General features: G+C 71.1%; 10 protein-coding genes. 9 read left to right on the forward strand and 1 reads right to left on the reverse strand.

The features are described from left to right. Positions 1-25 precede the first annotated feature (25 nt). Both OG352_RS30450 and OG352_RS30455 read left to right on the forward strand, forming a co-directional pair. Entirely contained in the window at positions 26-1,267 is a 1,242-nt protein-coding gene (locus OG352_RS30450; RefSeq protein ID WP_329221345.1) for a sensor histidine kinase, read from the forward strand. After that, on the forward strand, positions 1,264-1,944 hold the full coding sequence (locus OG352_RS30455; protein WP_329221347.1) for a response regulator transcription factor: 681 nt from the start codon (positions 1,264-1,266) through the stop codon (positions 1,942-1,944). Before OG352_RS30450 ends, OG352_RS30455 begins: the two co-directional genes overlap by 4 nt. A gap of 266 nt (positions 1,945-2,210) precedes the next feature. Here OG352_RS30455 and OG352_RS30460 read toward each other — a convergent pair whose 3' ends face one another. Further along, positions 2,211-3,470 (reverse strand): PucR family transcriptional regulator, encoded by a 1,260-nt coding sequence (locus OG352_RS30460; RefSeq protein WP_329221348.1) that lies wholly within the window; start codon positions 3,468-3,470, stop codon positions 2,211-2,213. Between the two features lie 127 nt (positions 3,471-3,597). On the opposite strand from OG352_RS30460, the gene OG352_RS30465 reads away from it, so the two are divergent. From OG352_RS30465 to OG352_RS30495, 7 genes are all read left to right on the forward strand, one after another. Beyond that, positions 3,598-4,578 (forward strand): proline dehydrogenase family protein, encoded by a 981-nt coding sequence (locus OG352_RS30465; RefSeq protein WP_329221349.1) that lies wholly within the window; start codon positions 3,598-3,600, stop codon positions 4,576-4,578. Between the two features lie 172 nt (positions 4,579-4,750). Next, complete coding sequence (pruA, locus tag OG352_RS30470) at positions 4,751-6,382, forward strand: L-glutamate gamma-semialdehyde dehydrogenase (protein WP_329221351.1); 1,632 nt, start codon at positions 4,751-4,753, stop codon at positions 6,380-6,382. A 410-nt stretch (positions 6,383-6,792) separates the two neighbouring features. Beyond that, entirely contained in the window at positions 6,793-6,924 is a 132-nt protein-coding gene (locus OG352_RS30475) for a hypothetical protein (protein WP_123997543.1), read from the forward strand. Between the two features lie 104 nt (positions 6,925-7,028). Further along, the gene (locus OG352_RS30480) at positions 7,029-8,072 is read left to right on the forward strand and encodes a 3-isopropylmalate dehydrogenase (RefSeq protein ID WP_329221353.1); all 1,044 of its coding nucleotides are present in this window, start codon (positions 7,029-7,031) and stop codon (positions 8,070-8,072) included. Positions 8,073-8,319: 247 nt separating this feature from the next. Then, positions 8,320-9,408 carry a branched-chain amino acid aminotransferase gene (locus OG352_RS30485; RefSeq protein WP_329221355.1) on the forward strand — a complete coding sequence of 363 codons (1,089 nt, stop codon included), beginning with the start codon at positions 8,320-8,322 and terminating at the stop codon, positions 9,406-9,408. Positions 9,409-9,781: 373 nt separating this feature from the next. Then, positions 9,782-11,386 (forward strand): citramalate synthase, encoded by a 1,605-nt coding sequence (gene cimA, locus OG352_RS30490; protein ID WP_329221357.1) that lies wholly within the window; start codon positions 9,782-9,784, stop codon positions 11,384-11,386. Positions 11,387-11,440: 54 nt separating this feature from the next. After that, the gene (locus OG352_RS30495; protein ID WP_329221359.1) at positions 11,441-12,853 is read left to right on the forward strand and encodes a hypothetical protein; all 1,413 of its coding nucleotides are present in this window, start codon (positions 11,441-11,443) and stop codon (positions 12,851-12,853) included. Positions 12,854-12,902: the final 49 nt, after the last annotated feature.

A 12,902-nucleotide genomic window follows, 5' to 3' on the forward strand; every position in this document is an offset into this window, starting at 1 on the left:
GCCCCGGCACGGGTGGAGAAACGGTGTGAGTGTCTCTTGGTTCCGGCGTGCTTGGGCTCCGGACGCGGCCGTCGGCCTCGCTGTCCTTCTCCTGGGGCTCCTGGAGGTGGCCTGGCGCGCTCCGTCCACGGTCGACGGCCGACAGCTCCTGCTGGTCGTGAGCGCCGCGACGGTGGTCGGCGGGAGCCGGCGCGCACCGGGTGCGGCGCTCGCGCTGGCCGCGCTGGTGAGCGTGGCCCAGGTGCTGGCCGCCGCCCCGTTCCTGCTCGTCCAGGTCGGCGAGGCGAGCGTGCTCTTTGGTTGTGTCCGGTGGGGGAACCGGGCGACGCTGTGGCTGAGCGGCCTGGCCGCCCCCCTCGCCGCCGGCCTGGTCCTGCTGCACGCCGCCGCGGGTGGCCCGCTGCCGATCACGGGGCCCCTCGGCGGGCTGAGTATCTGGCTCAGCCAATCCGGGGCGAACTGGGCGTACGTCGTGCTGGTCACCGCCGTGACGCTTCTGGGGCTGCCCTGGCTGGCCGGGCTGACGGTCCGCTTCGCGGAGCGCGCCCGAGCCGCGAAGCGGTCGCAGGAAGCCGCCGAGGCGGACACGGAACGCGCGCACGCCGAACGCTCCCAGGCCCAGGAGATCGCCGCGCTCCAGGAGGAGCAGGCGCGCCTGGCCAGGGATGTCCACGATGTCGTCGGCCACTCGCTGGCGGTGATCCTCGCGCAGGCCGAGTCGGCCCAGTACCTTCCCGACGACGAGGACGCACGGGACAACACGAAGAGGATCATGCAGAACATCGCGACATCGGCCCGTAGCTCCCTGCAGGACGTACGGCATGTGCTGACCGACGCCCCGGCGGACGCGGGCGGACGGGCGGGGCGCCTGGACGACATCCTGACCGGGGTGCGCGCGGGCGGCCAGGAAGTCATCCACACCGAGCACGGCACCGAACGTCCCCTGGCGCCCGATGTGCGGAACGTAGCGCTGCGCGTGCTGCAGGAATCGCTCACCAACGCCGTCAAGCACGGCCGCAGAAGTGTTCCGGTCCGTCTGGACCGCCACTGGCCGCAGCGGCCCGGGGAGCACGAACTGCGCATCCAGGTGCGGAACGCGATCGCCGCCGAGCCGAGGTCCGTCCCGTCCGCCGGGCTGGGGCTGGCGGGCATGCGGCAGCGCCTCGCCCTGGTGGGCGGCAGGCTCGACATCCAGCGGGGAACCGGCAGCGAAGGCGAGGAATTCCAGGTCACAGCGTGGATTCCGGTACGGACGGAGTCCCGATGAACCGGCTCGACGACTCCACCCGCGACATCCGGGTCCTGATCGTCGACGACCAGCGGCTCTTCCGCGAGGGCGTGCAGGTGATGGTGCAGGCCCAGCCGGACATGACCGTCGTCGGCACCGCCGCCGACGGACACGAAGCGGTCAGCCTCGTCGACGAGCGCCGGCCCGACGTGGTCCTCATGGACATTCGCATGCCGGGCATGGACGGCGTCGAGGCCACCCGGCAGATCTTCCTGCCCTCCCCCACCACCGGCCTCATCCGCCCGCTCCGGGTGGTGGTGCTGACCACGTTCAACCTCGACGACCGGGCCGCCACCGCCATCCGCCACGGCGCCAGTGGTTTCCTCCTCAAGGAAGCCACCCCGCAGCAGTTGTGCAACGCCATTCGCACCGTGCACGCGGGGCACGCGGTGCTCGCCCCCGCCGACCTCATCACCCTCATGGAACAGCAGGTCCGCGCCACGACCCCGGCACCGGCCGCCTTCGGCGCCCTGACGGACAAGGAGCGGGAGGTCTTCGTCGCCGTCGCCCAGGGACTGAGCAACGCCGAGATCGCACGCAGCGTCTTCGCCGGAGAGTCGACGGTCAAGACCCACGTCGGATCCATCCTGCGCAAGCTCGGCCTGCGCGACCGGGTGCAGATCGTGGTGTTCGCCCACGAGCACGGCCTCGTCTGACGACCCGAACCGGCCCAGCTCACTTCCGACCTTCCGACCTTCTGCACGGAGAGACGATGTGGATCGAATGGATGGAGAGCATCCTGGACGACATCCGATGCGCACGTCCCGCCACACGCGGAGCTGGACGAGGCGGCCCGTACGCTCGGCGGGCCCCTTCCCGACAGCGGGGCTGAACCCTTGATCGCCATGCGGAGGACGGTGGTTACTGAGAGCGGTCAGTGACCGCGGACCCGTGAAATTCCTCATCCATCAAACCGCGGAACCTAGAACCGTGCGGGCTGCCGGGGGAGTCGGGCCGCCTTCAGGGTCATGTGCAGCAGCAGGCGGTCCTCGCCGTCGTCCAGGTCCAGTCCCGTCAGTTGCTCGACGCGTGAGAGCCGGTAGTACAGCGTCTGCCGGTGGATCCCCAACTCCGCTGCCGTACGGCCCGCTTGGCCCGCACAGTCGAGGTACACCTCGGCCGTGCGGGCGAGTTCGCGGTGGGCGGGGGACAACAGCGTTCCCGCGGCGGGGTCTTGAGCGGCCTCCGGGGGCAGGGCGGTCAGCAGGCGGTACGGGCCGATGGACGCCCACCGGGCGACCGGGCCGAGCCGGGGCTCCGCCAGCGCCGCCCGCGCCGACGCCGACGCCTCCTCCCAGGCCGCGCCGACCTCCGCCAGACCGACCCGCCCGGCCGCGACTCCTGCGGCGATCCGTCCCGCCGCCGTCACTTGTGTCGACACCTCTCCCGCCGCCGTCTCCCCTGCCCGCTCCAGCAGCCGGGCCGCCGCCGACGTCGCCGGGGTGAGGGTGTCCGCCGCGCGCAGCCGGACCAGCAGGGCCAGGGACTGGGACGCCGTGCCCCACGGCACCGTGCACAGCGCCGTCGCGCCCGGCAGCGTACGGAGCGAGGGGGCGTCGTCCGGGTCGGCGGACGGCCATGGCGTCACGCACACCACCGTGTGCGGGCCGTCCGCGCGGGCGCCGAGCGCGGTGCGCAGCTCCGCCACCGCCATGTCCCGCTGCCAGCCGGGCTGCGCGGTCAGCACCGCCCGCAGCTCCCGGGTGAGGTCCGCGCCGTGCTGCGCCTCGTCGGCGAGCAGCGCGCCGATCCGGCCTGCCACCTCCATCGCCGCCGCCAGTCGGGCGTCCGACGGTCCGGGATCGTCGACGAGCAGCCAGACGTAGCCCAGGACCACCCCCCGATGGCGTACCGGCAGGCAGACGCGCCCCGTGTACACCCCGGCCTCGGGCGTCGGCGGGATCCGGACCGGGCCGCTCGCGCGTGTGATGCCGAAGCCCTCGAACCAGGTGCGGACGGCGGCCGTGGAACGCCGGGTCAGGATCGAGCGGGTGCGCACCGGGTCCAGCGCCGACGCGTCGAGCTCGCCCTCGCTGTCGTACACGGCGAAGGCGATCAGCTCGAAGTCGCGGTTCTCCAGGGTCGCGGGGGCGCCGAGCAGCTCGGAGAGCTCGTCGACCAGCTCCTGGTAGTCACCCCGGTGTTCCCTGTATTCGGACGTCACCGGGGCATTCTCCCCCATCCCCGCTGCCCTTCATACATCTGTCTGAGATCTGCGGCACGGATGCGTGACAGGTGTCGATGGCCGACGATCGGAGGGATCCTTAGGTTTCACGGTGGTTCTATCTGCTGGTTTGTGGAGGTGCCCCGTGCTGGGTCCCGTGATTCTCGCCGCGTCGCGCAGCGACCGGATGCGACGCCTGATCTCGGCGGCCCCGGTGACGAAACAGGTCGTCGACCGCTTCATCCCCGGTGAGTCGGTCGACGACGTCGTGCCGATCATCGAGCAGCTCACCGGGCAGGGGCTGGAGCTGACGATGGACGTCGTCGGCGAGGACATCACCACCCCCGAGCAGGCCGCCGCCGCCCGCGACGCCTATCTGGCGCTGATCGCCCGGCTCAAGGGGCTGGAGCTGGGCGAGCGGGTCGAGATGTCCGTCAAGCTGTCGATGTTCGGGCAGGTCCTCCCGTCGCCCACCACCGCCCTGTTCGAAGGGCCCTCCGGGCCCACCCCTACATTCCACGGCGGTCACGAGCTGGCTCTCGCCAACGTCCGCCCGGTCGTCGAGGCCGCCGCCGCCATCGGGACGACCGTCACGCTCGACGCCGAGGGCCACACCACCCTCGACTCGATGTTCGCCATCCACGAGGAACTGCGCCGGGACTTCCCGCAGACCGGCTGCGTCATCCAGGCCTACCTGTTCCGCACCGAGGCCGACGCCCGACGCCTCGCCGCGGCCGGCAGCCGGGTACGGCTCGTGAAGGGCGCGTACAAGGAGCCCGCCGAGGTCGCGTACCAGCAGAAACACGAGATCGACAAGGCGTACGTCCGGGTCCTGAGGACTCTGATGGAGGGCCTCGGGTACCCGATGATCGGGTCCCACGACCCGCGCCTCATCTCCATCGCCCAGGAACTCGCCCGGCGCGCCGGCCGCAAGCCCGACGAGTACGAGTTCCAGATGCTGTACGGCATCCGCAGCGACGAGCACCTCCGCCTCGCCGCCGAAGGCCACCGCATGCGCGTCTACACCGCCTACGGCACCGACTGGTACGGCTACTTCATGCGCCGTCTGGCCGAGAAGCCGGCGAACCTGCGCTTTTTCGCCCGCAGCATGCTCACCCGAGGTTGAAAGATGGCGCACGCACGGAGTCTCGGCCGGGGGTCCGGGGGGTGTCCCCCGGGAAGGCGCAGCATGCGCCGCCTGGCGGAGAAGCCGGCGAACCCGCGCTTCTTCGCACGCTCGACCCTCAGCAAGGGCTGAAGCCCGAACACCCGCTCAAGCACAAGGAGTTACGGACATCATGGACGCTGTGACCCAGGTCCCCACCCCCGTCAACGAGCCGGTGCACGGCTACGCGCCCGGCTCGCCCGAGCGGGCCCGGCTGGAGGTCAGGCTCAAGGAACTGGCCGAGAACCCGGTCGACCTGCCGATGACCATCGGCGGCGAGCGGCGCATGGGCGGCGGCGAGCGCTTCGACGTCGTACAGCCGCACAACCGCACGGCCCGCCTCGGCACGTACGCCGACGCGACGCAGGCCGACGCCCAGGACGCGATCGACGCGGCCCTCGCCGCCGCGCCCGCCTGGCGCGCCATGTCCTTCGACGACCGCGCCGCGATCATCCTGCGCGCCGCCGAACTGCTCGCCGGCCCCTGGCGCGAGACCCTCGCCGCGTCCACCATGCTCGGCCAGTCGAAGACCGCCCAGCAGGCCGAGATCGACTGCCCTTGCGAGCTGGTCGACTTCTGGCGTTTCAACGTCGCCTACGCCCGCCAGATCCTGGCCGAGCAGCCCCCGGCCAACTCCCCGGGCGTCTGGAACCGCCTCGACCACCGCCCGCTGGAAGGCTTCGTCTACGCGATCACGCCGTTCAACTTCACGGCGATCGCGGGCAACCTGCCGACCGCGCCCGCGCTGATGGGCAACGTGGTGGTCTGGAAGCCGTCCCCGACGCAGACCCACGCCGCCGTGCTGCTCATGCGGCTGCTGGAGGAGGCGGGGCTGCCCAAGGGCGTCATCAACCTGGTCACGGGTGACGGCATCGAGGTGTCGAAGGTCGCCCTCGAGCACCGCGACCTCGCCGGCATCCACTTCACCGGCTCGACGAAGACCTTCCAGTACCTGTGGAAGACGGTCGGCGCCAACATCGAGAAGTACCGCTCCTACCCGCGCCTGGTCGGCGAGACCGGCGGCAAGGACTTCGTCGTGGCCCACCCGAGCGCCGACCGGGCCGTACTGAAGACCGCCCTGACCAGGGGCGCCTTCGAGTACCAGGGCCAGAAGTGCTCCGCGACCTCCCGCGCCTACATCCCGGCGTCGATCTGGAACTCCGGCTTCAAGGAGGAGTTCGCGGCCGAGGTCGACCACCTGACCATGGGTGACGTCACCGACTTCGCCAACTTCATCGGCGCGGTCATCGACGAGCGCTCGTTCGCCAAGAACAAGGCGGCCATCGACCGCGCCAAGTCGGACCCGACCTGCACGATCGTCGCGGGCGGCTCCTACGACGACTCGGTCGGCTACTTCGTCCGCCCGACCGTCGTCGAGTGCACCGACCCGGGGAACGAGGTTTTCACCACCGAGTACTTCGGCCCGTTCCTCGCCGTGCACGTCTACGAGGACGAGCGGTACGACGAGATGCTGACGCAGATGGAGTCGGTGTCGGACTACGCGCTCACCGGTTCGGTCATCTCCCACGACCGTGCCGCCGCCGCGTACACGATGGAGAAACTGCGCTACGCGGCCGGCAACTTCTACATCAACGACAAGTCGACCGGCGCCGTCGTCGGCCAGCAGCCCTTCGGCGGCGGCCGTGCCTCCGGCACCGACGACAAGGCCGGTGCCCCGCAGAACCTGATGCGCTGGACCCTGACCCGCGCCATCAAGGAGACGCTGGTCCCGCCGACCGACTACACGTACCCGCACATGGGCTGACGGCTGACACCGCCTCACGCGCACAGCACCGCACCGAACGGGCCAGGTCTTCCGGACCTGGCCCGTCCGCATGTCCCCTGGGCAGACTCGCCCCAGGTGGACGGAGGACCGTGGACGGAGGACCCGGAGGGCTTCCGGGAAGCGGTGATCACGGCCCTCGGCGGGGGCGGTCGGCAACGCGCCGTCTCAGATAGTAGGAAGTCCGACTAACTGTAGAGACAGGCGCGCGCTCCTCCCTTACTTTTGTAGGAGCCGAACGTCTCGCTCGATCAAGCGAATGGCGGTCGTGAGCCGGACCCCGTGCAGGCAACCCCTGTGGCCCGCTCCCCGCCCCTTCCGGCGTCTCGCACCCCCTGTGTGCTCCCTCCGCACGCTCTCCGTGCTCCCTGACTTCGAAGGAGTCGATTCCCATGGCCGAGACGACCGCCCGCCGCCGAGTCCGTCACACCTCCCGCACCAGCGAGTCCGACCGCAAGAACGCCGCCGCCGCCCTCCAGCGGGCCCTGGACCGCCGCGACAACGGCGGCGAGACCGGCCACTGAGCCGCCCGCCCCGTGTGACGCCTGCCGTCCGCATGACACCTGACCGTCCGTCCGTATGGCGGACGGTCTGTGTCATCCCATGGGACGAGGAGTAGGGTTCCCGCATGTCTCGCAGCCTCAATCTCGCAGTGATCCCCGGTGACGGCATCGGCCAGGAGGTCGTGGCCGAAGGTCTCAAGGTCCTCTCCGCCGTCCTCCCGCAGGATGTGAAACTGGAGACCAAGGAGTACGACTTCGGCGCCCGGCGCTACCACGCCACCGGTGAGACCCTCACCGACGCCGACGCCGAGGCGCTCAGGCAGCACGACGCGATCCTGCTCGGCGCGATCGGCGACCCGAGCGTCCCGTCCGGTGTCCTGGAGCGGGGCTTCCTGCTCAAGCTGCGTTTCCTCTTCGACCACCACGTGAACCTGCGTCCGTCGAAGCTCCTCCCGGGTGTCGCCACCCCGCTGGCCGGCCAGCCCGAGATCGACTTCATCGTCGTCCGCGAGGGCACCGAGGGCCCGTACACCGGCAACGGCGGCACGATCCGCAAGGGCACCCCGCACGAGGTCGCCACCGAGGTCTCCGTGAACACGGCCTTCGGCGTCGAGCGCGTGGTCCGGGACGCCTTCGCCCGTGCCCAGGCCCGCCCCCGCAAGAAGCTCACGCTGGTCCACAAGAACAACGTGCTGGCCTTCGCCGGTCACCTGTGGACGAACGTCTTCAACAAGGTGGCCGAGGAGTTCCCCGACGTCACCACGGACTACATCCACGTGGACGCCGCGACGATCTACCTGGTCACGGACCCGGCCCGCTTCGACGTGATCGTCACCGACAACCTCTTCGGCGACATCATCACCGACCTCGCCGCGGCCGTCTCCGGCGGCATCGGCGTCGCCGCGAGCGGGAACATCAACCCGTCCGGCGAGTTCCCGTCCATGTTCGAGCCGGTGCACGGCTCGGCCCCGGACATCGCCGGCCAGGGCAAGGCCGACCCCACCGCCACGGTCCTGTCCGTCGCCCTGCTCCTGCGCCACCTCGGCTACGAGGCCGAGGCGGTCCGCATCGAGGACGCCGTCTCGGTCGACCTCGCGGAGCGCGGCTCGCTGCCCGCCCGCACCACCTCCGAGATCGGCGACGCGCTCTCCGTACGAGTAGCCCGCTGACCCGAGCTGCCAGAAGCCGTCGGGTCGCATCCGCGCCCGGCGGCTTCCGCATGTCCGCCACCGGGTGACACCATCATCCCCGGGTCGCATTCACGCCGTTTTCCTTCCCCCTGCCCCGCTTGCGATAATCGAACGCGGAGCCGCGGTATGAGGGAATGCTCGGACGTCCCAGGCACCGGCCATCGGCCACGGACCGTACGGACGTGAGCGCGGCCCGTCACTACACAACGGTGAAGGACAACCACTCATGACGACGCCCACGATCGAGCTCAAGCCATCCGCCAGCCCGCTCGCCGCCGCCGAGCGCGACGCGATCCTGGCGAACCCCGGCTTCGGCCGCCACTTCACCGACCACATGGTGACGATCAAGTGGACCGAGGGCCGCGGCTGGCACGACGGCCAGCTCGTCCCGTACGCGGCGATCCCGCTCGACCCGGCCACCAACGTCCTGCACTACGCGCAGGAGATCTTCGAGGGCCTGAAGGCCTACCGCCGTCCCGACGGCTCCGTCGCCACCTTCCGCCCCGACAAGAACGCCCTGCGCTTCCAGGCCTCCGCCCGCCGGCTGGCCATGCCCGAGCTGCCGGTCGAGACGTTCATCGAGGCCTGCGACGCGCTCGTCGGCCAGGACCAGGACTGGGTGCCCGCGCACGGCGGCGAGGAGTCCCTCTACCTGCGGCCCTTCATGATCGCGACCGAGGTCGGACTGGGCGTGAAGCCGGCCAACGAGTACCTGTTCATCGTCATCGCCTCCCCGGCTGGCGCCTACTTCCCGGGCGGGGTGAAGCCCGTCTCCATCTGGGTCTCCGAGGACCACGTCCGCGCCGTCCCCGGCGGCATGGGCGACGCCAAGACGGGCGGCAACTACGCGGCCTCCCTGCTCGCCCAGGCCGAGGCCGCCGCCCAGGGCTGTGCCCAGGTCTGCTACCTCGACGCGGTCGAGCGCACCTGGGTCGAGGAACTCGGCGGCATGAACCTGTACTTCGTGTACGGCGACAGGATCGTCACGCCCTCGCTGTCGGGCTCCATCCTGGAGGGCGTCACCCGCGACAGCCTCCTCACCGTCGCCCGCGACCTCGGCTACGAGGCCGAGGAGGGCCGCGTCTCCGTCGACCAGTGGCAGCGCGACTCCGAGAACGGCACGCTGACGGAGGTCTTCGCCTGCGGCACCGCCGCCGTGATCACCCCCGTCGGCACGGTCAAGCGCACCGGCGTCGAGTGGCGGCAGTCGGGCGGCGAGCCCGGCGAGGTCACCCTCAGGCTCCGCCGCGCCCTGCTGGACATCCAGCGCGGCACGGCCGAGGACAAGCACGGCTGGATGCACAAGCTGGGCTGAGCCCGGGTAACCCGGTACCTCGCCATCGGTGAGGGCCGTGGTCGTGGACCGGGTGTCCACGACCACGGCCCTCACCGCCCGCATCCTGAGACGCCCGGTTCGGTTCGTGGCGGCTTGTGCCAGACTGCCTCCGTGCTCTCGTTCGCCATGATTATTGGCAGCAGGCGCGCCGGTCCGCAGTGACCGCTCCGTACGACCAGGTACGAGCGGCCATCGTCGTCCTCGACCCGCGCGCAGACCTCTCGCACCCGCGAGAGGTTTTTCGCATTTCTGGCCCACCCACAGCCGGGAGCGAGAGCGCGAGGGACATGGGGGGATGGTGGAGCCGGTCATTCCGGTAACGACCGAGATCCGACACAGGAGCCTTCAGACCATGACCGCAACCAGCGAACCCGACGACTCGTTCCACGTCTTCGACACCACCCTGCGCGACGGTGCGCAGCGCGAGGGCATCAACCTCACCGTCGCCGACAAGCTGGCCATCGCCCGGCACCTGGACGACTTCGGGGTGGGCTTCATCGAGGGCGGCTGGCCCGGCGCCAACCCGCGCGACACCGAGTTCTTCGCCCGCGCCCGGCAGGAGATCGACTTCAAGCACGCCCGACTGGTCGCCTTCGGCGCGACCCGCCGGGCGGGCGCGCAGGCCGCGCAGGACCCGCAGGTCAAGGCGCTGCTGGACTCGGGTGCGGACGTGATCACCCTGGTCGCGAAGTCCCACGACCGGCATGTGGAGCTCGCCCTGCGCACGACGCTGGACGAGAACCTGGCGATGGTCAGCGACACCGTGTCCTTCCTCAAGGGCCAGGGCCGCCGGGTCTTCGTCGACTGCGAGCACTTCTTCGACGGCTACCGCGCGAACCCCGAGTACGCGAAGGCGGTCGTCCGGGCGGCGTCCGAGGCCGGCGCGGACGTGGTCATCCTGTGCGACACCAACGGCGGCATGCTCCCGGCGCAGATCCAGGCGGTCGTCTCCACGGTCCTCGCCGACACCGGCGCCCGCCTCGGCATCCACGCCCAGGACGACACCGGCTGCGCGGTGGCGAACACCCTGGCCGCGGTGGACGCGGGCGCCACGCACGTCCAGTGCACGGCGAACGGCTACGGCGAGCGGGTCGGCAACGCCAACCTGTTCCCGGTGGTCGCGGCCCTGGAGCTGAAGTACGGCATGAAGGTCCTGCCCGAGGGCCGGCTGCGGGAGATGACCCGGATCTCGCACGCGATCGCCGAGGTCGTCAACCTCACGCCGTCCACGCATCAGCCGTACGTGGGAGTCTCGGCCTTCGCCCACAAGGCGGGCCTGCACGCCTCGGCGATCAAGGTGGACCCCGACCTCTACCAGCACATCGACCCCGAGCAGGTCGGCAACACCATGCGGATGCTGGTCTCCGACATGGCCGGCCGCGCGTCCATCGAGCTCAAGGGCAAGGAACTCGGCGTCGATCTCGGCGACGACCGCGAGGTGGTCGGCCGGGTCGTGGCGCGGGTCAAGGAGCGCGAGCTCAAGGGCTACACGTACGAGGCGGCCGACGCCTCCTTCGAGCTCCTGCTGCGCGCCGAGGTCGAGGGCAGGCCGCTGAAGTACTTCGAGGTCGAGTCCTGGCGCGCCATCGTCGAGGACCGCCCCGACGGCACCCACGCCAACGAGGCCACGGTCAAACTGTGGGCCAAGGGCGAGCGCATCGTCGCTACGGCGGAGGGCAACGGCCCGGTCAACGCCCTGGACCGGTCCCTGCGGGTGGCCCTGGAGAAGATCTACCCGCAGCTGGCCAAGCTCGACCTGGTCGACTACAAGGTCCGCATCCTGGAGGGCGTCCACGGCACCCAGTCCACCACCCGCGTCCTGATCTCCACGACGGACGGCACGGGCGAGTGGTCCACGGTGGGCGTCGCCGAGAACGTCATCGCCGCGTCGTGGCAGGCCCTTGAGGACGCGTACACGTACGGCCTGCTGCGGGCGGGGGTGAACCCGGCGGAGTAGAAGCCGGGACTCGCCGTATGTCCCATTTGGTAGTGATTCAGGTAGCTTCGAGGTATGAAGGTCGTACTGCCGACCCGTCCTCCCCGAGGCCTCACCGGACCGCTGCTCGCGCTGGGGCTCGCACTGGCGCTCGCCGCCCTGACGGTCCTCACCGTCCTGACGTCGGCGGGCGCCCCGCGCGCCACCGCGGCCACTGCGGCCACCGTTGAGCTGACCAGCGTCTCGACCATCGCCGAGGCGCTGCGCAAGAGCCCGGTCTACGTCGACCCGGGGGTGAGCGCCCAACTGTCCCAGGCGGACGCGCACGCGCTCCAGCGGCAGATCGAGAGCGCCGACAAACCCCTGTTCATCGCCGTCCTGCCGGCCGGCTACCCCACGGCGAACCTGTTCCCGGACCTGCGCACGGCCACCGGCGTCACCGGCCTGTACGCGATCCGCCTCGGCGACCGTTTCGACGCCCGCGCCGACTCCTCCGTCATGCCGCGCACGGCTGTCCAGAATCTGGTCGGCAGCGTCCGCGGCGAGAGCGACGCCAAGACCCAGCTCTCCGACTTCACCGACCGCGCCCTGGCCAACCTGGGCGGCTCGGCCCCCGGGAGCTGGAGTTCCGCGGGCGGCGGCGACGGGATCTCGTCCACCGCGCTGATCGCCGCGGGCGCGGTCCTGGTGGCCGGCGGGGCGGGCGCGTACACCGTGGTACGGCGCAACCGCCGGCGTCACGTGGAGGAACAGCGCGCCGCCCTCGACCGGCTGCGGGTCGTCGTCGACGAGGACATCACGGCCTTCGGCGAGGAACTCGACCGCCTGGACTTCCACCCGGCCGAGCCGCGCGCCGACGACGCCATGCGCGCCGACTACGAACGCGCCCTGGACGCCTACGAACAGGCCAAGTCGTCGATGGCGGCGGCGACGCGACCGGAGGACGTCCGCGCCGTCACCGAGGCGCTGGAGGACGGCCGCTTCTCCCTTGCCCAGCTCGCCGCCCGCCGCGCGGCAACGCCGCTGCCCGAGCGCCGTCCGCCCTGCTTCTTCGACCCCCGCCACGGCCCCTCGACCACCGACGCCACCTGGACGCCGTCCGGCGGGGCCACGCGCGAGGTCCCGGTCTGCGCGGCGGACGCGACCCGCCTCGCCGACGGCCGCGACCCCGTCATCCGCGAGGTCGACAGCGACTACGGCCGCCGCCCCTACTGGGAGGCGGGCCCGGCCTACGGCCCCTGGGCGGGCGGGTACTTCGGCGGTGGCATCCTGCCCGGCCTCCTCGTCGGCACGATGCTCGGCTCCCTGATGGCCACCCCGTCCTACGCCTCCGACTACGGCACCGGCTACGGCGAGTTCGGCGGCGGCTACCAGGGCGGCGACGTCTCCGGCGCCGACTTCGACACCGGCGACTTCGGCGGCGGCTTCGGCGGAGGAGGGGACTTCGGCGGGGGTGGCGGGGGCGGGGACTTCGGCGGAGGGTTCTGAAACAGGCGGGGGCACGGGGTACGGGTACGGGCCCGGCGCTTGGCGGCGC

It is taken from the genome of Streptomyces sp. NBC_01485, assembly GCF_036227125.1.
In the GTDB taxonomy this organism is placed as follows: domain Bacteria; phylum Actinomycetota; class Actinomycetes; order Streptomycetales; family Streptomycetaceae; genus Streptomyces.

What these genes read in the sequence shown, in the direction of transcription:
- OG352_RS30460 (WP_329221348.1), bottom strand. Translation starts at nt 3,470, where the DNA reads ATGGGGGAGAATGCCCCGGTGACGTCCGAATACAGGGAACACCGGGGT.
- OG352_RS30485 (WP_329221355.1), top strand. Translation starts at nt 8,320, where the DNA reads ATGACGACGCCCACGATCGAGCTCAAGCCATCCGCCAGCCCGCTCGCC.
- pruA (WP_329221351.1), top strand. Translation starts at nt 4,751, where the DNA reads ATGGACGCTGTGACCCAGGTCCCCACCCCCGTCAACGAGCCGGTGCAC.
- OG352_RS30495 (WP_329221359.1), top strand. Translation starts at nt 11,441, where the DNA reads ATGAAGGTCGTACTGCCGACCCGTCCTCCCCGAGGCCTCACCGGACCG.
- cimA (WP_329221357.1), top strand. Translation starts at nt 9,782, where the DNA reads ATGACCGCAACCAGCGAACCCGACGACTCGTTCCACGTCTTCGACACC.
- OG352_RS30475 (WP_123997543.1), top strand. Translation starts at nt 6,793, where the DNA reads ATGGCCGAGACGACCGCCCGCCGCCGAGTCCGTCACACCTCCCGCACC.
- OG352_RS30455 (WP_329221347.1), top strand. Translation starts at nt 1,264, where the DNA reads ATGAACCGGCTCGACGACTCCACCCGCGACATCCGGGTCCTGATCGTC.
- OG352_RS30480 (WP_329221353.1), top strand. Translation starts at nt 7,029, where the DNA reads ATGTCTCGCAGCCTCAATCTCGCAGTGATCCCCGGTGACGGCATCGGC.